Origin of the sequence: Micromonospora sp. AP08 (genome assembly GCF_008085935.1) — a bacterium.
Classification (GTDB): domain Bacteria; phylum Actinomycetota; class Actinomycetes; order Mycobacteriales; family Micromonosporaceae; genus Micromonospora; species Micromonospora chersina.
In genome coordinates this window covers 125,833-146,163 of record NZ_VSEZ01000013.1, presented here as the reverse complement: position 1 = coordinate 146,163, position 20,331 = coordinate 125,833, and the positions used below count along the sequence as shown (strand labels likewise).

Sequence of the window (20,331 nt, the reverse complement as noted above, 5' to 3'; positions counted from 1 at the left end):
GACGCCGGCCATTCTGCCCGTTCCGCGCACTCATGAGAGGTCCACGCAGACGTTGGTGAGTTCCGAGTAGAAGTCGAGCGAGTGCACGCCACCCTCCCGGCCGATGCCGGACGCCTTCACCCCGCCGAACGGGGTGCGCAGGTCGCGCAGGAACCACGTGTTCACCCAGACGATGCCGGCGTCCAACCGCGACCCGGCCCGGTGCGCCCGGCCCACGTCGCGGGTCCAGACCGTCGCCGCCAGGCCGTACTCGGTGCCGTTGGCCAGGGCGTACGCCTCGTCCTCGTCGTCGAACGGCGCCACGTGCACCACCGGGCCGAAGATCTCCTCCCGGTTGGTGCGCGCCTCCGGGCCCAGGCCGGTGAGCACGGTCGGCTGCACGTACGCGCCGCCGTCACGGGCGTCGCCGAAGCGCGGCGTGCCGCCCCCGGCACGCACCTCGGCGCCCTCGGTGCGGGCCAGCTCGTAGTGGCCGAGCACCTTGTCCCGGTGCGTGCGCGAGATCAGCGGCATGTTCACGGTGGCCTCGTCGGCCGGCCACCCGTACGCCAGCTCGTCGGCGCGCTTGGCCAGCCGGGCCGTGAACTCCTCGAAGACCGGCCGCTGCACGTAGATCCGCTCGGTGCACAGGCAGACCTGGCCGCCGTTGGTGAAGCTGGACCGGACCGAGCCGGCGACCGCCGCGTCCAGGTCGGCGTCGGCGAAGACCAGGCCGGCGTTCTTGCCGCCCAGCTCGAAGCTCACCGCCTTCACCCCGTCGGCGGCGGCCCGCATGATGGCGCTGCCGGTGGCCGACTCCCCCGTGAAGGTGATCGCGTCGACGCCCGGGTGCCGGGTGAGGTGCTCGCCGGCCGAGCCGGGGCCGAAGCCGTGCACCAGGTTGAACACGCCCTCGGGCACGCCCGCCGCGGCCATCACCTCGGCCAGCAGGGTCGCCGAGGCGGGGGTCTCCTCGCTGGGCTTCACCACGACGGCGTTGCCGCAGGCCAGGGCCGGGGCGACCTTCCAGGTGAGCAGCAGCAGCGGCAGGTTCCACGGCACGATGATCGCGACCACGCCGACCGGCTTGCGGACCGCGTAGTTCAGCGCCCGGCCGCCGGTCGGGGTGACCGTGGTGAACGACTCCGTCGGCGCGGTCGCCACGATCTCGGCGAACGCGCGGAAGTTGGCGGCCCCGCGTGGGATGTCCAGCGTGCGGGCCTGGGAGATGGCCTTGCCGGTGTCGGCCACCTCGGCGGCCACCAGGTCGTCGAAGCGGCGTTCCAGCTCGTCGGCGACCCGGCGGAGCACCTCGGCGCGCTCCCGCTCCCCCATCCGGCCCCACGGCCCGCGCAGCGCCGCCCGCGCGGCGGTCACCGCGTCGTCCACGACGGACTCGCCCGCCTCGACCACCTCGAAGACCGGCTCACCGGTGACCGGGCTGCGCTTGGTGAACCGCGGCCCGGCGTCGGTGAAGGAGCCACCCACGAAGTTGCGCAGCAGGCCGGGGCCGTCCGGCGCGTGCCCGGCCATCAGCCGGGGATCCCAGAGGGTCATCCTCGCCTCCCTCGGCCGAGCGCGGCCGCCGCACCGGCCAGCGCCACCAGCGCGCCGGCCGCCACCGCACCCACGACGGCGTACTGCCGGCGCACCCGGCGGCGCACCTCCGCGTACGGGGTGGTGGAGAACGAGACCAGCTCGTACTGCGAGACGTAGCGGCCGGGCAGGGCGCGCTCCAGCGCGTGCTCGATCTTCTTGCGGGTCTGGAACACCGGCGAGGCGACCTTGTCCCGCATCTCCACGAAGTTGGTCAGCGCCATCCGGGCGATCGCCTCGGCGTTGGCCTGCCGGCGGTGCTGGAACAGCGGCAGCGCCGACGCCCACCGGTCGCCGCACTCGTCCAGGCAGCGGTCCAGCTCGACCACGTCCTCGAACGCGCAGTTCGCGCCCTGGCCGTAGAACGGCACGATGGCGTGCGCCGCGTCGCCGAGCAGGCCGACCCGGCCGGCCACCTGCCACGGCGTGCAGCGGACCGTGCCGAGGACCCCGACCGGGTTGTGCTGGTAGTCGTCGACCAGGTTCGGCGCGAGCGGCACGAGGTCCGGGTAGTGGGTGGCGAAGTACGTCTCGATGGCGGCCGGGCTGCCCAGCGAGGCGAAGCTCTGCGTGCCGTGGGTCGGCCAGAACAGCGTGCAGGTGAAGGAGCGGTCCGGGTTGGGCAGCGCGATCATCATGGACGTGCCGCGCGGCCAGATGTGCAGCGCGCCCGGGTCCAGGGCGAACTCGCCGCCGATCGGCGGGATGGTGAGTTCCTTGTAGCCGTAGTCCAGGAAGTCCAGGCTCTCGGTCACCGCCCCGTACGCCAGCAGTTGCCCGCGCACCGCGGAGCCGGCGCCGTCGGCGCCGAGCACGACCGACGCGGTCTCGGTGACCTTGCCCTGCGGGGTCTCGAAGGTCATCTCGCCGGTGGTCGGGTCGAGCCCGACGAGCCGGTGGTCGAAGGCGATCCGCACGCCGGGCAGCGCGGTGGCGGCGTCCAGCAGCGCGTTGTTCAGCGCGCCCCGGCTGATCGAGTTGATCGCCCGGTCGCCGGAGACGCTGTACGACTGGAACTGCGGCTCCCCCTCCACCGGGTGGATCATCCGGCCGCGCATGGGCAGCGCGTCGGTCATCACCTGCTGGTCCAGCCCGATCCGCCGCAGCGCGTCCAGGCCCCGCTCGGAGAGCGCCAGGTTGATCGAGCGCCCCCGCTCGACCTTCCCGGTGCGCGGGTCCGGCCGCCGCTCGTAGAGGGCGACCGGGTAGCCGCGCCGGGCCAGGAAGCAGGCCAGCAGGCAGCCGGCCAGCCCCGCGCCGACGACCGCGATCTCCTCGCGTTCCGTACTCATGAGGTGGCCTCCACCGTCGCGGCCAGCGCGTCGGCGACCCGCCAGCAGTCGTGGTACGTCGAGTAGAGCGGCACCGGGGCGAACCGGACGACGTCCGGCTCCCGGGCGTCGGCGATCACGCCGTGCTCGTGCCGCAGCCGCTTGGTCAGCTCGTTGGCGCTGCCCGCGCCGATCCGGACCGAGAGCTGGCAGCCCCGGCGCTCCGGGTCGCGCGGGGTGATGACGGTCAGCGGCCGGTCCGCGGTCACCTCGTCGAGCAGCGTCTCCAGGTAGCCGGTGAGCCGGAGGCTGCGCTCGCGCAGCGCGGGCATGCCGACCGAGTCGAACAGCTCCAGCGAGGTGCGCACCGGGCCCATGGCGAAGATCGGCGGGTTGGAGATCTGCCAGGCCTCGACGGTGGCCGGCGGGCGGGAGACCGGGGTCATCTCGAACCGGGTGGCCGCCTCGGTGCTCCACCAGCCCTCGAAGCGGGGCAGCGCGGGATCACCGAGGTGGCGCTCGTGGACGAAGACGCCGGCCAGGGCGCCGGGGCCGGAGTTCAGGTACTTGTAGGAGCACCAGGCGGCGAAGTCGACGTCCCAGTCGTGCAGCGACAGCGGCACGTTGCCGGCCGCGTGCGCCAGGTCCCAGCCGACCACCGCGCCGGCGGCCCGCCCCGCGGCGGTGATCGCCGGGATGTCCATCAGCTCGCCGGTCAGGTAGTTGACCCCGCCGAGCAGCAGCAGCGCCACGGTCTGCCCCTCGGCGGCCAGGAAGTCGAGCACGTCCTGCGTCCGCAGGGTGTCCTCGCCGGGGCGCGGCCGGAGCCGGACGACCGCGGTGTCCGGGTCGAGGCCGTGGAAGCGGGCCTGGCTGCGCACCGCGTAGCTGTCCGAGGGGAAGGCGCTGTCCTCGATGACGATCCGGGTCCGCTCCCCCGCCGGCCGGTAGAAGCTCACCATCAGCAGGTGCAGGTTGACCGTGAGGGAGTTCATCACCACGGTCTCCGCGGGGCGGGCGCCGACCAGTCGCGCGGCCGGCGCGGTCAGCAGTTCGTGGTACGGCAGCCAGGGCCGTTCCGCCTCCAGGTGCCCCTCCACGCCCAGCCGCCGCCAGGCGTCCAGGTCGGCGAGGAGTTCGTCGCGGGTGGCGCGGGGTTGCAGGCCCAGCGAGTTGCCGGCCAGGTACGCCACCTCGGGGTAGCGCCCACCCTCGGCCGGCGGAACGAGGAACAGGTGCCGGTGGCCGGGGTCGGCGGCGTCGCGGGCGCGGGCGTCTTCTTCGGGGGTGTGCATGCTGCTCTCTCCGGTCACATCGCGGTACGGGCGGACCACAGCTCCGGGAAGACCACCCGGGCCATGCTCCGCTGCAACCAGGCCAGCCCGGCGGAGCCGCCGCTGCCGACCTTGGCGCCCATCGAGCGCTGCACCGCCTTGATGTGGTGCCAGCGCCAGTCGCTGAACCCCTCGGCCACCTCGGTCAGCGCGTCGCCGAGCAGGCGGAGGTGGTTGTCGGGGCCGCTGTCGGCGTAGATCCGCACCCAGGCCGCCTCGACGGCCGGGTGCGACTCGTGCTCGGTCGCCACGTCCCGCTCGAGCAGGTCGGCGGGCAGCTCGAAGCCGCGCCGGGCGAGCAGCGCCACCACGTCGTCCCAGAGGCTCGGCGTGGTGAGGGCGGCGGTCAGCTCGGCGTGCACCTCGGCCTGCCGGCGGAACGGGCGGATCAGCGCCGGGTCGCGCAGGCCGAGCAGGAACTCCAGTTGCCGGTACATGGCCGACTGGAAGCCGGAGCCCTCGCCGAGCCGGTCCCGGAACCGGTTGAAGTCGGCCGGGGTCATCCAGCGCAGCCCCTGCCAGGCGGCGTTGAGCCCCTCCAGGTGCAGGGCGGCCCGGCGCAGCGGGGGCAGCGCGTCCCAGACCCGGTTGGCCCGCAGCTCGCGCTGGGCGTGCCGCAGCTCGTGGCAGGTCAGCTTGAAGTACAGCTCCATGATCTGGCTGACCATCAGGAAGGACATCTCGCCCGGGTCGTCGCTGAGCGGCTGCTGGAGCTGGTGCAGCGTGCTGGCGTGCACGTAGGCGTCGTAGGGCACCCGGTCGGCGAACTCCAGGGTCGGCTCGCCGCCGTTGCGCGCCGCGCGGACCGCCCGCTGCTGCGGGGTCGCCGGCCGCACCGCCGTCGTCTGTTCCACCGTCATCTCCCTTCGTACGCCGGGGTAGACGACATGATGCCGCCGGTTGATCCGCAGATGGAATGCCTGTTCAACGGCGGTACGGTGGTATCACCTGTCGAGTCGAAGGCGTGCCCCGCGCATCGCTTCACGAAGGAAAGGTCACCGCGTGGACGACATGGACTGGGCGCTGCTGCGCGAACTCCAGGCCGACGCCCGGCTCTCGTACAGCGAGCTGTCCCGCCGGGTGCACCTCTCCCCGCCCGCGGTGGCCGAGCGGGTACGCCGGCTGGAGGAGTCCGGGGTGATCACCGGCTACCACGCGCACGTGGACCTGACCCGGGCCGGCCGGACCGTGCTCGCGCTGATCCGGATGTCCTGCTACGGGTCGCGCTGCATCCTCAACGATCCCGAGGTGGCGGACTGGCCGGAGATCATGGAGATCCACCGGATCACCGGCGACGCGTGCAGCATGCTCAAGGTGGCCGCCGGCACGATGGGCGAGTTCGAGGGGGTCATCGACCGGCTCGCCCCGTACGGCCAGCCGTCCAGCACGATGGTGCTCTCCACGCCGCTGGACTGGCACCCGGTCACCCCGCTCCCGCCCGCCGGACCGTCCCCGGCCGGCCGGCGCCGCTGATCCGCCCCGGGTTTGCCCTCCGATCAGGGGGAATGCAGCCGGCGCTGCCCGTCAGCAGGATTCCGGTGCGCCGCACCGGAAGGGGGGAATCATGCGAGGGCTCCTGTCACACCGCGCACTCCGGGGCGTTCTGAGCCTGGTCGGCCTGATCGCGGCGTTCGTCCTGGCCACCGCCTCGCCGGCCCGCGCCGGGGAGAACGTCTTCGTCGAGGTCACGCCGAACAGCGCCCAGGCCGGCACCCGGGTCAGCATCCGGGCCAGTTGCGACAACAACAACGACCGGCAGGCCCAGGTCACCTCGGACGCCTTCGGGCGGGTGATGCTCCGGCCGGACAACGGGTTCCTGACCGGTGCGGTCACCATCCCCGGCAACAAGGCGCCCGGCGACTACCCGGTGAACCTGGAGTGCCGCAACGGCCAGACCGCCTCCACCATGCTCACCGTGCTGAACATGGCCCAGCCGAGCAAGGGCCCGGCGACCGGCGGAGGGGGCACCGCGGGCGGTCGGGGCGCCGGTTCGCTGCTTCTGGTCGGCGGCCTGGTCGCGGTCGCCGTGGTGGCCGGGGTGAGCGCCCGCCGCAAGACCGGTAGCCGCGTCTGATTGGGGTGCGGCCATGGCCCGCCAACCGCGCCGCGCCCGCCGGGGCCGGCACCGGGCGGGGTCCCGGGTCGGCGCCGGGCTGCGACTGGTGTCCCGCGCCTCGCGCCGGTTCGCCCGCGCCGCCGGGCACGCCTTCTCGGCCAGCGTCACCACCGCCGACCCGCACGCCCGCCCGGTGCCGCCGCGGCCCGCCCACGCCGCCGGCCGCTGGCGGTACGCCGTCCAGCGCGGCCCCGGCGCCCCGGTGCTGGTCGTGGCGGCGCTCATGGCGCTCATCGTGGCCATGCTCGGCGTGCAGCGGGTGACCGGCGTCAGCGTGCTGCCGGAGCAGCTCACCGCCGGGCTGCGCCCGCCGCCGAAGAAGTTCCCCGTGCTGTCCGGCAGCCCGCCGACCGACCTGACGATCAGCAAGATCGACCTGCGGGCGCCCGTGCACCGGGTCGGCATCGCCCCGGACGGCAGCATCGCGGTGCCGGACGTCGGCCGGTCCGGTGAGGTCGGCTGGTACGACCAGGGCCCCACCCCCGGCCAGTACGGCCCGGCGGTCATCGTGGGGCACGTCGACACCACCACCGGACCGGCCGTCTTCCACGACCTCAAGGACCTCGACGACGGCGACCGGATCGAGGTGACCCGGCAGGACCGCTCGGTGGCCGTCTTCGAGGTGACCTCGATCGAGCGGTACGGCAAGGAGCGGCTGCCCGTGCGGGAGGTCTACGGCGACTTCAGCCGCCCGAACCTGCGGCTGATCACCTGCGGCGGCCGCTGGGTGGGCGGCGAGACCGGCTACGCGGACAACCTGGTGGTCTACGCCTCGCTGGTGAAGGCACGGCAGTGAGCGCCGCTCAGGCCGCCGCCTCGGTCTCCGGCTCGCGGAGGTCGAGCCAGTCCGCCCAGCGCGGGTCGGGCGCGCGGTGGCCGAGCACCCGCCAGGCCGTGCCCCTCGGGGCCGCCGGCAGGTTGTGCAGCCGCCAGCCCAGCTCGGCCGGCGTCTTGTCGCCCTTCGTGTGGTTGCAGCGGGCGCAGGCCGCGACCACGTTCTCCCAGGCGTGCCGGCCACCCCGGCTGCGCGGGAAGACGTGGTCGATGGTCTCCGCCGGCCCGCGGCAGTAGGCGCAGCGCCAGCCGTCCCGGGCGAAGATCGCCCGGCGGGAGAGCCCGACGTGGGTGCGGTAGGGAACCCGGACGTAGCGGGTCAGCCGGACCACCGAGGGGACCGGGAGCGCGTTGCGCGCGCTGTGCAGGATGCCCTCGCCGTCGGCCACGCAGACGGCCTTGGCGGAGAGCACGAGGATCGCGGCACGACGCACCGACACGACGCACAGGGGCTCATAGGTGGCATTGAGAACGAGCGCACCGGAGCCCGCCGTGGGTCGTATGTCAGGCATCGCGCTCACCCTCCCGGTCCAGCCGCTCCGGCCACCATGGCGCCGGGCGCGCCCCGCGGGCAGCGGGGAACGACACCGACGCCCGGCCGGATCACCGACGTCCGTTGCGCCAATAGTCCCTGATCGCGCCCCGGATTGCACGCACTAATCCGGGGTACCCTCGGGAAGCTGTCCCCGCCTGTGCCACGATGACCGGTTCCGCCCGGCATGATCGGTTGGCCGCCCCATCGGCGGGAGGGGGGCGGGTCGCCAGCGGGCGCCCAGCGACCTTGCGGTACGAAAGCAGGGTGAGTCCCGCCAACCTGCTGCTCCATGCACTGTCCGCCGTCGAGCCGAGCCCGTCCCCGTCCGTGGACTGCCGCACCGACACCTGGTGCAAGAACGTCTACGACATCACCGGCTCGGCCTGGTTCGCCGAGGGCAGCTACTGGATCGTCCTGAAGCCGCTGCGGATCGTGCTGATCCTGCTGCTCGCCGTGGCCGCCCGCTGGGCGCTGCACCGCACCATCAACCGGCTGGTCCGGACCACCACCGAGGGCGCGGTGCCCACCATGCTCCGCCCGCTGCGCGAGCGGATCCCCAGCGCCACGCTCGACCCGGAGCAGTTCGTGCCGGAGCGGCGGCGCCAGCGCGCCGAGGCCATCGGCTCGGTGCTGCGCAGCATGGTCACGGCGTTCATCTTCGGCATCGCGCTGCTCATGGTGCTCAAGGAGTTCAGCTTCGACCTGGCGCCGCTGCTGGCCAGCGCCGGCATCGCCGGCGTGGCCCTCGGCTTCGGCGCGCAGAGCCTGGTCAAGGACCTGATCGCCGGCCTGTTCATGCTGATCGAGGACCAGTACGGCGTCGGCGACACCGTCGACCTGGGCGAGGCGACCGGCGTGGTGGAGGCGGTGGGCCTGCGGGTCACCACGGTCCGGGACGGCCGGGGCGTGCTCTGGTACATCCGCAACGGCGAGATCATCCGGGTCGGCAACAAGAGCCAGGGCTGGGCGCTGGTCGTGGTCGACCTGCCGATCGGTTTCGCCGGCACCGAGGAGGCCACCGCGGTGCTGCGTACGGCGGCCGCCTCGGTCGCGCTGGACCCGGAGCTGTCGCCGCAGATCGTCGAGGAGCCGGAGGTGCTCGGCGTCGAGCAGATGACGGTCGACGGGGCGGTGATCCGTACCGTGGTCAAGACGACCGCCGACGGGCAGTTCGCGGTCGGCCGCGAGCTGCGCCGGCGGCTCGCCGAGGCGCTGGAGAACTCGGGCATCACCGCGCGGATCGCGGCGGCCCGGCTCTACCCCGGGCTGCCGCCCCGTGCCGCGGCCCCGGGCGAGACGGGCACCGGCGGGGCCACCTGAGGCCGGTCTTCTCCGGCGGGACGGGCCGGACGATTTTCGGGGGTCGCGCACCGCGCGGCCCCTCGGGTATCGTCCGTTCGTTCAGTCGGAGATGCGACGATCAATCCGTTCACCCTAGCCAGTTGTCAGACGATCGGGCAGAATCCGGTGAACACGCTCCCCAAAGGAGCGTGCTCGTGTCCTCGCTGATCCTCAGATCTGACGACGGTTCCCAGGTCCGGCCATCAAGAGTGGCCAGCCCGGGAACGATGGAGGCGACGGTGTCCGACGAGCGATCCGCCCAGGAGGGCCCGGCAAGCTTCCGCGAACTGTTCGGCCTCGCGGAGTTCCGTGTTCTCTTCACGGCAAGCGCTCTGTCCTGGATCGGTGACTACGTCGCGAAGGCCGCGGTCACCGTCCTGGTCTACCGGCAGACCGACTCGGTGACGCTCTCGGCCGCCGCGTTCGCGGCGAGCTACCTGCCCTGGCTGGTCGGCGGTCCGCTGCTCTCCGCGCTCGCGGAGCGCTACCGGTACCGGCAGGTCATGGTGGCCTGCGACCTGGTGCGGATGGCCCTCATGGTGCTGGTCGCCCTGCCCGGGATGCCGCCCTGGGCAATCCTCGCCCTGGTCTTCGCGACCACGCTGGCCAACCCGCCGAGCCAGGCCGCCCGGTCCGCGCTGATGCCGCAGATCCTGGCCGGTGACCGGCTGGTGCTCGGCCTGTCGGTCTCCGCGAGCACCGGGCAGGCCGCCCAGGTCCTCGGCTACCTGCTCGGCGCGGCGATCGCCGTGGTCAACCCGGCCGCCGCGCTGCTGGTCAACGCGGCCACCTTCGGCCTCTCCGCCGCGCTGGTCCGCTTCGGCCTGCGGAACCGGCCGCCCGCCATGACCGAGGCGCACCGCAGTCACCTGCTGCGGGAGACCGCCGAGGGGTTCCGGCTCGTGTTCGGCCGCCCGGTGCTGCGCGCCATCGCCGTGCTGGTCTTCAGCGCGATGGTCTTCTCGATCGTCCCCGAGGGGCTCGCCGCCGCCTGGGCCGCCGAGCGGAGCGGGGACGGCATGGACACCGGCACCGCCCAGGCGGTCATCATGGCCGCCAACCCGGTGGGGTACGTCCTCGGCGGGCTGATGGTGGGGCGGCTCGTCGCCCCGGCCCGCCGGCTCGCCCTGATGCGCCCGCTCGCCGTGATCGCCCCGGCGGTGCTCGTCCCGGCGCTGCTCGACCCGCCGCCGATCGTGGTGGCGCTCCTCGCGGCCGCGTGCGGCTTCGCGGTGGCCGGGCTCATCCCGGTCGCCAACGGCCTCTTCGTCCAGGCGCTGCCGGACGGCTACCGGGCCCGCGCGTTCGGCGTGATGGCCAGCGGGACCCAGATCATCCAGGGCGCCGCCGTGCTGGCCACGGGTGCCCTCGCCGAACGGTTCACCATCCCCTCGGTGGTCGGGCTGTGGAGCGCCGCCGGCGTGCTGCTGATGCTGCTCGCGGTGCTCACCTGGCCGCATCCCGGGACGATCGAGGAGGCCGTCGAGGTCGCCCGGGCGGAATCCGCCGCGACGGCCGCCATGGCGGGGCGCGGCACGCACACCCCGGCGCGGGCGACGGCGGTGGGCGAGCGCAGCCGGCGCCGGCACGCGGTGACCTGAGTCCCGCTCCGGCGGTGGGCGGGAGCCGCCCCCGGGCGGCACCTGGCAGGATGGGTGACGTGACTTCCCCTGGCGAGTCGATGACGCTCTTCGAGGCGATCGGCGGCGAACCCGCCTTCCGCAAGCTGGTGGACGAGTTCTACGCCGGCGTCGCCACCGACCCGCTGCTGCGGCCGATGTACCCGGAGGAGGACCTGGGCCCCGCGGCGGACCGGCTGACCCTCTTCCTCATGCAGTACTGGGGTGGCCCGCACACCTACTCCGAGCAGCGCGGTCACCCGAGGCTGCGCGTGCGGCACGCGCCGTTCCGGATCGGCGCGGTCGAGCGGGACGCCTGGCTGCGCCACATGCGCCGGGCGGTGGACCGGCTGGACCTGCCGCCGCAGCTCGCCGCCGCGCTCTGGGACTACCTGGAGCGGGCCGCGTACTTCATGGTGAACGTGATGGAGGACCCGGCGGCCGAGGGCTGACCGGCCGGCCGCCCGGGTCGTGCCGGTGCGGTCAGAGCAGGGCGCCCTCGTCGTGCAGCCAGTCGACGAAGGTGGTGGCCACCGCCGCGCCGCAGTCGAGCATCTCGACCAGCAGCGCGTCGTGGGTGCCCGCCCCCAGCGGGACCTGGAGCTCGGCGTAGATGGGCAACTGGCCACGCTCGGTCGGGTCGCCGATGTACGCCTTGCAGAACCGCCGGGTGTGGTTCCACTCGTTGACCACGCGGTAGGCGCGGTCGGCCCAGTCCGGCGGGACCGTCGCGTGCGGCCGGGCCCGCATGACCAGGATCTCGTCCTCGGGGCCCTCCAGCGTGACCAGCACGGCGTGCCGCTCCCACATGGCCAGCAGGTTGCCGTCGCCATCGGCCAGGTAGCGCACGTCGAGCAGGTCGAGCGCGTCGCAGACCCGGCCGAGGGTGACCGGCGCGACGGTTGCCGGCATGTCGGCGATCACGGGCCGCTCGGCGGCCGCCGCGTCGTCCGCCGGCTGACGGGGGGTCGGTGGCCCGACCCGGACGGTGTCATCCACTGTGATCCCGCTTCGAGTTTCCGGATCGCCGCCACTGGCGGGACCGGGGCGCCATGACCACCACGGCATCGCTCGCGCACCTCACTCCCCAGCGGATCCAGTCGCCTACGGTGCGTTGGATCCGAGGATGGACGGTACCCGGACAGCCGGGATGAGGCATCCCCCCAACGGCTGCCCCAAACCGGAAGAACGAACAGGGGTCATCCGATCGGATGACCTCTGGTGGGCGTGACGGCGAGCTCTGCGACCTTCCGCGACCAGGCCGCTCCGTACGGTCCGACGAGCCCGACCCAACGGCCGGCGGTACGCACCTGAACGTCACCCGCGCCGAGGAAGCCCATCCGGACCAGCCCCTGCACCAGCCGCTGGGGCACCTCCACCGGGGCGTCCGGCGCGTCGTCCGGGGTCACCACGACCGCGACGTGGTCGAGCAGCGCGTCCCGCAGCGCCCGCTGGCCCACCGCCCGACCGGCCACGCCGTGGGTGGACGCCTCGCGCAACGTCCCGGCCGCCGCGGCGGCGATCCGCTGGACCTCGGTCGCGGGCAGCACCTCCACGGCCCGGCTGGCCGCCGGCGGCAGCGGCCAGCGCCACCCGTCGTCCCGGCGCCGGGGCAGCGCGTCGCCGCCGGCCGACAGCTCCGCCAGCAACTCCGCCGCCCCGACCGTGGCGTCGCCCGGCGCCGTGCCGGGGACGGTGCGCACCACGAGCACGTCCCACGGCAGCCGCGCCCAGAGGGCCGTACGCGCGGCTCCCGGCACCGGCCGGAGCCGGACCAGGATGGCCGGCTCCAGCCGGACGAGGCGGGCCAGGAAGGCGCCCGCGTCGGCCACCCCGTCCAGCCCGTGGCCGGTGGCCGGCGCGGTCATGCCGGGCCGCCCTTCGTTCGCGACTGCGGGGCTCGCAAACCCGGCTCACTCCTCGCGCTCATCGGCAGCCCGGGCGCGTACCGGAGCAGGAAGGCCCGCTCGTCGGCGGAGATCCGGCGCGGCCGCTGCGCGGCCAGGTCGAACGGGACCAGCACCGAGCGGGCCCGGCTGGCCAGCACGTCCCGGTCGTAGAGCTCGTAGGCGACCGTGAACGAGCCGGCCTTGATCTCCTCGACCCAGAGCTCGATCCGGACCGTCGGGGCCGCCTCCGCGGTGTCCCGGCCCAGCGCGTAGTCGACCGGGCGCAGGTAGTCGACCTCGTGCCGGCGGATGACCACCCCGTCGGCGAACGAGCCCACTCCCCACGCCCGGCCGCCGGCGAACATCAGGGCCACCCGCGCCTCCTCGTAGAGCGTGAGGAAGCGCGAGTTGTTGACGTGGCCGTACGCGTCCAGGTCGGACCAGCGCAGCGTGCAGTCGTAGACGAACTTGTCAGTCACGGGTGAGCTTGCGGTACGTCACGCGGTGCGGCCGGGCGGCCTCGGCGCCGAGGCGGTCGATCTTGTTCTTCTCGTACGCCTCGAAGTTGCCCTCGAACCAGAACCACCGGGCCGGGTTCTGGTCGTCGCCCTCCCAGGCCAGGATGTGGGTGGCCACCCGGTCGAGGAACATCCGGTCGTGGGAGATGACCACGGCGCAGCCGGGGAACTCCAGCAGGGCGTTCTCCAGGCTGCCGAGCGTCTCCACGTCGAGGTCGTTGGTCGGCTCGTCGAGCAGGATGACGTTGCCGCCGATCTTGAGGGTCAGCGCCAGGTTGAGCCGGTTCCGCTCGCCGCCGGAGAGCACCTTGGTCGGCTTCTGCTGGTCCGGCCCCTTGAAGCCGAACGCGGCGATGTACGCCCGGGACGGCATCTCGACCTTGCCCACGAGCAGGTGGTCGAGCCCGTCCGAGACGGTCTCCCAAACCGTCTTGTCCCCCGCCAGGCCGGCCCGGCTCTGGTCGACGTACGACAGCGAGACGGTGTCGCCGACCCGCACCGTGCCGGCGGTCGGCTCCTCCAGGCCCACGATGGTCTTGAAGAGGGTGGTCTTGCCGACGCCGTTCGGGCCGATCACGCCGACGATGCCGTTGCGGGGCAGCGAGAACGACAGGTTGTCGATCAGCACCCGGTCGCCGAACGCCTTCACGAGGTTGTTGACCTCGATCACGGTGCTGCCCAGGCGCGGGCCCGGCGGGATCTGGATCTCCTCGAAGTCCAGCTTGCGGGTCTGCTCGGCCGCGGTGGCCATCTCCTCGTAGCGGTCGAGGCGGGCCTTGGACTTGGTCTGCCGCGCCTTGGCGTTGGAGCGGACCCACTCCAGCTCCTCGTCGAGGCGCTTCTTCATCTTGGCGTCGCGCCGGCCCTCGACCGCCATGCGGGCGGCCTTCTTCTCCAGGTAGGTGGAGTAGTTGCCCTCGTAGCCGATGGCCCGGCCCCGGTCCAGCTCCAGGATCCAGCCGGCCACGTTGTCGAGGAAGTACCGGTCGTGGGTGATGGCGATGACCGTGCCGGCGTACTTGGCCAGGTGCTGCTCCAGCCACTGCACGCTCTCCGCGTCCAGGTGGTTGGTGGGCTCGTCGAGCAGCAGCAGGTCCGGTGCCTCCAGCAGCAGCTTGCACAGCGCCACCCGGCGGCGCTCACCGCCGGAGAGCTGCGTCACGTCGGCGTCCGGCGCGGGGCAGCGCAGCGCGTCCATGGCCAGCTCGAGCTTGGAGTCGATGTCCCACGCGTCGGCGTGGTCCAGCTCCTCCTGGAGCTTGCCCATCTCCTCCATCAGCTCGTCGGAGTAGTCGGTCGCCATCTGCTCGGCGATCTTGTTGAACCGCTCCAGCTTGGCCTTGGTCTCGGCGACCGCCTCCTCGATGTTGCCGAGGACGGTCTTGGCGTCGTTGAGCGGCGGCTCCTGGGCCAGCATGCCGACGGTGTAGCCGGGCATGAGCCGGGCCTCGCCGTTGCTCGGCTGGTCCCAACCTGCCATGATCTTGAGGAGGCTGGACTTACCGGCGCCGTTCGGACCGACCACACCGATCTTGGCCCCCGGCAGGAAGTTCAGCGTCACGTTGTCGAGCACGACCTTGTCGCCGTGCGCCTTGCGCGCCTTTTCCAGGACGTAGATGAACTGGGCCACGGTGCGGGCTACCTCCGTCGGTTGCGATCGCGAGCTGGCGGGCGCCTGGCGCGGGCCGTGAGGTCCACCCGCCGCCGCCGGCCGGGGCCGGCCGCGCGCACGCCATCGTCAATCCTGACAGGTACGCCCGGCTCCGCCCACATCACCCCGCCCCCGGAGCACCCGACGCCGCGACTGTCGACAAGATCACGATGAGGATTCGGCCCTTCTGGGACGGGTAGGGAACTCAGGCACGGGGCACCAGACGCCGCAGCTACGCTCAGTACGCTCATCGCGGTGGACCCGTCAGCACCCGGAGGTGGCCGATCGTGACCGTCCGTAGCTCCTTTGTCGTCGTGGCGAACCGACTGCCGGTCGACGAGGTGAGCACACCCGAAGGGGAGCGGCAGTGGCGACGCAGCCCGGGCGGCCTGGTGACCGCGCTGCACCCGGTGCTCGCCGAGCACCAGGGCACCTGGGTCGGCTGGGCCGGCGGCACCGGCGCCGCCCCCGAGCCCTTCGACCTGGAGGGGATCCGGCTGCACCCGGTGCCGCTGAGCGCCGAGGAGCTGGAGCGCTACTACGAGGGGCAGTCGAACGCGACGATCTGGCCGCTCTACCACGACGCGGTCGAGACCCCGGCCTACAAGCGGCGCTGGCGCGAGGCGTACCGGCTGGTCAACGCCCGGTTCGCCGAGGCCGCGGCGGACGTCGCGGCCGAGGGCGCCACGGTCTGGGTGCAGGACTACCAGCTCCAGCTCGTGCCGGCGATGCTCCGCGAGCTGCGGCCGGACCTGCGGATCGGGTTCTTCCTGCACATCCCGTTCCCGCCGATCGAGCTGTTCATGCAGATGCCGTTCCGCACCGAGATCCTGCGCGGCCTGCTCGGCGCGGACCTGGTGGGCTTCCAGCAGCGGCTGGCGGCGCAGAACTTCGTGCGCCTGGCCCGGCACCTGCTCGGCCTGCGCTACGAGGGGCAGATGATCCAGGTCGACGGCAGGCAGGTGAAGGCCGGCGCGTTCCCCATCTCGATCGACACCCGGGAGATGGAGCGGCTGGCCGAGGACCCGGCGATCCAGGCCCGCGCCAAGCAGATCCGCGAGGAGCTGGGCAACCCGAAGACGATCATCCTGGGCGTCGACCGGCTCGACTACACGAAGGGCATCGAGCTCCGCCTGAAGGCCTTCCGCGAACTCCTCGCTGACGGAAAGTTGACAGTCCCGGACGCGGTTATGGTGCAGGTCGCCACGCCGAGCCGCGAGCGCGTGGAGCACTACCAGGCACTTCGGGTGAAGGTGGAACGCGAGGTAGGCCGGATTAATGGCGAATTCGGACGGGTCGGCGTGCCGGCGGTGCATTATCTGCATCAGTCGTACAGTCGCTCCGAACTGGCCGCGATGTACGTCGCGGCCGACGTGATGATGGTGACCCCGCTGCGAGACGGAATGAATCTGGTGGCCAAGGAGTACGTCGCATCGCGCGCCGACCAGGGCGGCGCGCTCGTGCTCAGTGAGTTCGCCGGCGCCGCCACCGAGCTGCGCCAGGCGTTCCTGTGCAACCCGCACGACCCCGACGCGGTCAAGGACGCGCTGCTGCGCGCCGTGCACGTCGAGAAACCCGAGGCCCGACGCCGGATGCGGATAATGCAACGCCACCTGCGCAGCCACGACGTGGGCCACTGGGCCAAGTCGTTCCTGACCGAACTCGGCGTCACCGATGCGGAGGCGGCGTGACCTCTCCTGCCACCACCACTCCGCACGGCGGGGTGATGGATCCCGAGCTGCGTGCCGCCATCGGCCGGATCGCCCGGGTCCCCCAGCTCCTGGTCGCCTGCGACTACGACGGCACCCTGGCCCCGATCGTCGAGGACCCGAGCAAGGCCGTGCCGCTGCCCGAGTCGGTGGCCGCGGTCCGTGCCCTCGCGTCCCTGCCGCAGACGAGCGTCGCGGTGGTGTCCGGCCGCGCGCTGCGCGACCTGGCGACGCTCTCCCGGCTGCCCAGCGAGGTGCACCTGGTCGGCAGCCACGGCTCCGAGTTCGACATCGGCTTCGTCGAGCGGCTCACCCCGGAGCTGATCGCGGTCCGGCACCGGCTCCGCAACGAACTGCGCGAGATCGCGGCGGCCCACCCGGGCGTACGCCTGGAGCGCAAGCCGGCCAGCGTCGCCGTGCACACCCGCGGGGTCGACCCGCAGATCGCGGCCGCGGCCATCGAGGCGGTCCGCAGCGGCCCCGCCACCTGGGACGACGTCACCGTCACCCAGGGCAAGGAGGTCATCGAGCTGTCGGTGGTGGCGACCCACAAGGGCACCGCGGTCGACCAGCTCCGGACCCAGCTCGCGGCCAGCGCCGTGCTGTTCATCGGCGACGACGTCACCGACGAGAACGCCTTCGGCAACCTGCACGGGCCGGACGTCGGCATCAAGATCGGCCCGGGCGACACCCAGGCCGACTACCGGGTGGCCGAGCCCATCGAGGCCGCCCGGGCGCTGGGCCTGCTCCTGGAGACCCGGCGGCACTGGCTCTTCGGCGAGCGGGCGGTGCCGATCGAGCGGCACTCGATGCTGGCCAACGGCCGCACGGTCGCGCTCGTCACCCCCGAGGCGAAGATCACCTGGCTGTGCCACCCGAAGCCGGACTCGGCGGCGATCTTCGCCGACCTGGTCGGCGGCAGCCCGGCCGGGCACTTCACGGTCGGCCCGCAGCGGGGCGGCATCCCGCTGGGCCAGCGCTACCGTAGCAACACCATGACCGTGGAGACCCGCTGGTCCGGCCTGACCGTGACCGACTGGCTGGACCTGCCGGCGCGGGAGACCACGCCGGACGGCCCGGCGGTCGTCACCGGCGACTCGACCCTGGTCCGGGTGCTCAGCGGCACCGGGCGCGCCCGGATCGAGTTCGCCCCGCGTCCCGAGTTCGGTCAGGTCGCCGTGCAGCTCCAGCCGCTCGACGACGGGCTGCTGGTGCTCGGCTCCAACGAGCCGGTGGCGCTCCACTCGCCGGGCGTCGAGTGGGAGGTCACCAGCGACGCCGGCTACGAGTCCGCCAAGGCCGTGGTGGACCTGTCGGCCGCCGGCGGCCAGGTGGTGCTGGAGCTGCGCTTCGGAACCCAGAGCCTGGAGCACCACCGGGTGCCCATCCACGAGCGGCAGGCCGCCGCCGAGCAGCCCTGGAAGGACTGGGTGGCCTCGCTGCGGCTGCCCGCCACCGCCCGGGACCTGGTGGCCCGCAGCGCGCTCACCCTGCGCGGGCTCTGCCACGAGCCGACCGGCTCGATCCTCGCCGCGGCGACCACCTCGCTCCCCGAGGAGCTGGGCGGCGTCCGGAACTGGGACTACCGCTACTGCTGGCTGCGGGACGCGGCGATGACCGCCCGCGCGCTGGTGGACCTCGGCTCCACAGAGGAGGCCGAGGGCCTGCTGCGCTGGGTCGACGGCGTCATCGACCGCACCGGCGGGCACCCGGAGCGGCTGCACCCGCTCTACACGGTCGACGGCTACGAGCTGGGCGCCGAGGCGGTCATCGACACCCTGCCCGGCTACGCCGGCTCCCGGCCGGTCCGGGTCGGCAACCTCGCCAACCACCAGCTCCAGCTCGACGTCTTCGGCCCGGTCGCCGACCTGATCGCCGCGGTGGCCGACGCCCGGGGCTCGGTCCGCGAGGACGAGTGGCGGGTGCTGGAGAACATGGTCGAGGCGGTCCGCCGCCGCTGGCACGAGCCCGACCACGGCATCTGGGAGGCCCGCCTCCCACCCCGGCACCACGTGTTCTCCAAGGTCATGCTCTGGATGACCGTCGACCGGGCGCTGCACGTGGTGCGGCAGCACGGCGGCGAGGACCGGCCGGAGTGGGTCGAGCTGCGCGACCGGATCGCCGACAACGTGCTGGAGCACGGCTGGCACCCGGAGGCGGAGGCGTACAGCGTCGCCTACGGGTACGAGGAGATGGACGCCTCGTCGCTCTGGATCGGCATCTCCGGGCTGCTCGCCGGGGACGACCCGCGCTTCCTGTCCACGGTGCTGAAGATCGAGGCGGAGCTGCGCAGCGGCCCGGTCGTCTACCGGTACCACTGGGACGACGGCCTGCCCGGCCGGGAGGGCGGCTTCCACATCTGCACGGCGTGGCTGATCGAGGCGTACCTGCGCACCGGCCGGCGCACCGACGCGGAGGAGCTGTTCGCGCAGATGGTCGACACGGCCGGGCCGACCGGGCTGCTCCCCGAGCAGTACGACCCGCTGGCCGAGCGCGGGCTGGGCAACCACCCGCAGGCGTACAGCCACCTCGGGCTGATCCGCTGCGCGCTGATGCTGGACAACATGCTCAAGCAGTGACCTGACGAGGCACGACAGCGGCCCGGGACCGTGCGGTCCCGGGCCGCTCGCGTTCTCAGGTGTCGAGAGCCCCCACCACGTCCCCGATCACCACGATGGCCGGTGGGCGCAGGCCGACGGCCGCCACGTCGTCCGCCACCGCGCCGAGGGTCGAGCGCAGGCTCCGCTGGCCGCTCGTGGTGCCCTCCTGGATCACCGCGGCCGGGGTCCCCGCGGGCCTGCCGTGGGCCACGAGGGTGGCGCTGATCGCCGCGAGGTTCTTCAGGCCCATGAGGATCACCAGGGTGCCGCGCAGGCCGGCGAGGGACTCCCAGCGGACCAGCGAGGCCGGCGAGTCGGGCGGGACGTGCCCGGAGACCACGGTGAACTCGTGCGCCACCGCCCGGTGGGTGACCGGCACCCCGGCGGCGGCGGGCACCGAGATCGCGCTGGTCACTCCGGGCACCACGGTGACCGGCACGCCCGCCTCGGCGCAGGCCAGCAGCTCCTCGCCGCCCCGGCCGAAGACGTACGGGTCGCCGCCCTTGAGGCGGACCACGACCTTCCCGGCCCGGGCCCGGTCGACCAGGATCCGGTTGATCTCCTCCTGGGCCCGCGACGGCCCGTACGGGATCTTGGAGGCGTCGACCAGCTCGACGTCCGGGCGCAGCTCGTCGAGGAGCAGCCCGGGGACGAGCCGGTCGGCGACCACGACCTCCGCCTCGGTGAGCAGCCGCCAGCCCCGGACGGTGATCAGCTCGGGATCGCCCGGTCCGGCGCCCACCAGCGCCACCCGGCCCACCGGCGCGGCGCCGGTGTCCGGCCCGCCCGGAGCCGGCACGCTCGGCCGTCCCGGCGCGGCACCAGCGGCCGCGTCGACGGACGCGGGCTCCCCGGCGCGGGCGGCCAGCAGCTCGCGCACCGCGTCCCGGACGCTCATGGCCCGGCGGGGGTCGCCGCCGCCGAGCACGGCCACGGTGACCGGGCCGTGCCGGGTCACCGCCGGGGTCCACGCGGTGGCGGCGGCCCGGTCGTCGGCGCGGACGCAGAAGATCCGCCGCTCGGCGGCGGCGGCGCTGACCGCCGCCGCGGCGACCCGGTCGTCCACGGCCACCTGGACCAGCCAGGCCCCGTCCAGGTCGTCGGGGACGAACCGGCGTGGCTCCCAGCGGAGCCGGCCGGCGTCCACGTGCGCCCGCAGCGCCGGGGTCAGCTCCGGCGCCACCAGCAGGACGTCCGCGCCGGCGTCGAGCAGCGCGGGCACCCGCCGGGTGGCCACCGCTCCCCCGCCGACCACGACGACCCGCCGGCCGGCCAGCCGCAACCCCAGGGGGTACGGGCTGCCGCTCACGTCGCCACCGTCCTCACGCCACGGAGCAGG

18 protein-coding genes are annotated in these 20,331 nt (G+C 73.4%); 8 read left to right on the top strand and 10 right to left on the bottom strand.

Translation table 11 applies throughout. The features are described 5' to 3' along the window. Positions 1-30: 30 nt before the first annotated feature. The 4 genes from FXF50_RS21775 to FXF50_RS21760 are packed head-to-tail and all read right to left on the bottom strand — an operon-like array spanning position 31 to position 5,040. Positions 31-1,512 carry a 2-hydroxymuconic semialdehyde dehydrogenase gene (locus FXF50_RS21775; RefSeq protein ID WP_148430770.1) on the bottom strand — a complete coding sequence of 494 codons (1,482 nt, stop codon included), beginning with the start codon at positions 1,510-1,512 and terminating at the stop codon, positions 31-33. Positions 1,513-1,532: 20 nt separating this feature from the next. Further along, positions 1,533-2,867 (bottom strand): NAD(P)/FAD-dependent oxidoreductase, encoded by a 1,335-nt coding sequence (locus tag FXF50_RS21770; RefSeq protein WP_148430708.1) that lies wholly within the window; start codon positions 2,865-2,867, stop codon positions 1,533-1,535. Then, complete coding sequence (gene kynU / locus FXF50_RS21765; protein ID WP_148430706.1) at positions 2,864-4,141, bottom strand: kynureninase; 1,278 nt, start codon at positions 4,139-4,141, stop codon at positions 2,864-2,866. Before kynU ends, FXF50_RS21770 begins: the two co-directional genes overlap by 4 nt. Positions 4,142-4,155: 14 nt before the next feature. Then, entirely contained in the window at positions 4,156-5,040 is an 885-nt protein-coding gene (locus FXF50_RS21760; protein ID WP_148430705.1) for a tryptophan 2,3-dioxygenase, read from the bottom strand. 142 nt (positions 5,041-5,182) lie between these two features. Between FXF50_RS21760 and FXF50_RS21755 the strand changes: the two genes are divergently transcribed. The 3 genes from FXF50_RS21755 (at position 5,183) to FXF50_RS21745 (ending at position 7,092) form a co-directional block, all read left to right on the top strand. Beyond that, positions 5,183-5,653 (top strand): Lrp/AsnC family transcriptional regulator, encoded by a 471-nt coding sequence (locus tag FXF50_RS21755; protein ID WP_091319054.1) that lies wholly within the window; start codon positions 5,183-5,185, stop codon positions 5,651-5,653. 91 nt (positions 5,654-5,744) lie between these two features. After that, positions 5,745-6,254 carry a hypothetical protein gene (locus tag FXF50_RS21750; RefSeq protein WP_148430703.1) on the top strand — a complete coding sequence of 170 codons (510 nt, stop codon included), beginning with the start codon at positions 5,745-5,747 and terminating at the stop codon, positions 6,252-6,254. 13 nt (positions 6,255-6,267) lie between these two features. Beyond that, complete coding sequence (locus FXF50_RS21745) at positions 6,268-7,092, top strand: class F sortase (protein WP_148430701.1); 825 nt, start codon at positions 6,268-6,270, stop codon at positions 7,090-7,092. Between the two features lie 7 nt (positions 7,093-7,099). On the opposite strand, the gene FXF50_RS21740 is transcribed toward FXF50_RS21745, so the two are convergent. Further along, positions 7,100-7,642: an HNH endonuclease gene (locus tag FXF50_RS21740; protein WP_148430699.1), complete on the bottom strand. Its 543-nt coding sequence runs from the start codon at positions 7,640-7,642 to the stop codon at positions 7,100-7,102. 287 nt (positions 7,643-7,929) lie between these two features. On the opposite strand from FXF50_RS21740, the gene FXF50_RS21735 reads away from it, so the two are divergent. The 3 genes from FXF50_RS21735 to FXF50_RS21725 all read left to right on the top strand — a co-directional run bounded on the left by FXF50_RS21735 (position 7,930) and on the right by FXF50_RS21725 (position 11,077). Beyond that, the gene (locus FXF50_RS21735; RefSeq protein WP_370464136.1) at positions 7,930-8,985 is read left to right on the top strand and encodes a mechanosensitive ion channel family protein; all 1,056 of its coding nucleotides are present in this window, start codon (positions 7,930-7,932) and stop codon (positions 8,983-8,985) included. A 248-nt stretch (positions 8,986-9,233) separates the two neighbouring features. Further along, positions 9,234-10,607, top strand: coding sequence for an MFS transporter (locus tag FXF50_RS21730; RefSeq protein ID WP_148430695.1), 1,374 nt, complete (start codon positions 9,234-9,236; stop codon positions 10,605-10,607). Between the two features lie 50 nt (positions 10,608-10,657). Next, complete coding sequence (locus tag FXF50_RS21725) at positions 10,658-11,077, top strand: globin (protein WP_370464135.1); 420 nt, start codon at positions 10,658-10,660, stop codon at positions 11,075-11,077. Positions 11,078-11,108: 31 nt separating this feature from the next. Here FXF50_RS21725 and FXF50_RS21720 read toward each other — a convergent pair whose 3' ends face one another. The 4 genes from FXF50_RS21720 to ettA form a co-directional block, all read right to left on the bottom strand. Beyond that, positions 11,109-11,693 carry a YbjN domain-containing protein gene (locus tag FXF50_RS21720; RefSeq protein ID WP_091319038.1) on the bottom strand — a complete coding sequence of 195 codons (585 nt, stop codon included), beginning with the start codon at positions 11,691-11,693 and terminating at the stop codon, positions 11,109-11,111. Positions 11,694-11,824: 131 nt separating this feature from the next. Beyond that, positions 11,825-12,493 carry a hypothetical protein gene (locus tag FXF50_RS21715; RefSeq protein ID WP_148430693.1) on the bottom strand — a complete coding sequence of 223 codons (669 nt, stop codon included), beginning with the start codon at positions 12,491-12,493 and terminating at the stop codon, positions 11,825-11,827. Then, complete coding sequence (locus tag FXF50_RS21710; protein ID WP_148430691.1) at positions 12,490-12,993, bottom strand: thioesterase family protein; 504 nt, start codon at positions 12,991-12,993, stop codon at positions 12,490-12,492. The genes FXF50_RS21715 and FXF50_RS21710 overlap by 4 nt, the downstream gene beginning before the upstream one ends. Beyond that, a complete protein-coding gene (ettA, locus tag FXF50_RS21705) occupies positions 12,986-14,662 on the bottom strand; it encodes an energy-dependent translational throttle protein EttA (protein ID WP_148430688.1) in 1,677 nt (558 codons plus the stop codon). The genes FXF50_RS21710 and ettA overlap by 8 nt, the downstream gene beginning before the upstream one ends. Positions 14,663-14,970: 308 nt before the next feature. Here ettA and FXF50_RS21700 point away from each other — a divergent pair, with 308 nt between their 5' ends. Together FXF50_RS21700 and otsB are read left to right on the top strand one after the other, a co-directional pair. Continuing rightward, positions 14,971-16,374: a trehalose-6-phosphate synthase gene (locus tag FXF50_RS21700; protein ID WP_091319030.1), complete on the top strand. Its 1,404-nt coding sequence runs from the start codon at positions 14,971-14,973 to the stop codon at positions 16,372-16,374. 35 nt (positions 16,375-16,409) lie between these two features. Next, a complete protein-coding gene (otsB, locus tag FXF50_RS21695) occupies positions 16,410-18,971 on the top strand; it encodes a trehalose-phosphatase (RefSeq protein WP_148430768.1) in 2,562 nt (853 codons plus the stop codon). A 55-nt stretch (positions 18,972-19,026) separates the two neighbouring features. On the opposite strand, the gene cobA is transcribed toward otsB, so the two are convergent. Then, positions 19,027-20,301, bottom strand: a complete 1,275-nt coding sequence (cobA, locus tag FXF50_RS21690) for a uroporphyrinogen-III C-methyltransferase (RefSeq protein ID WP_148430686.1) — start codon at positions 20,299-20,301, stop codon at positions 19,027-19,029. Between the last annotated feature and the right edge of the window lie 30 nt (positions 20,302-20,331).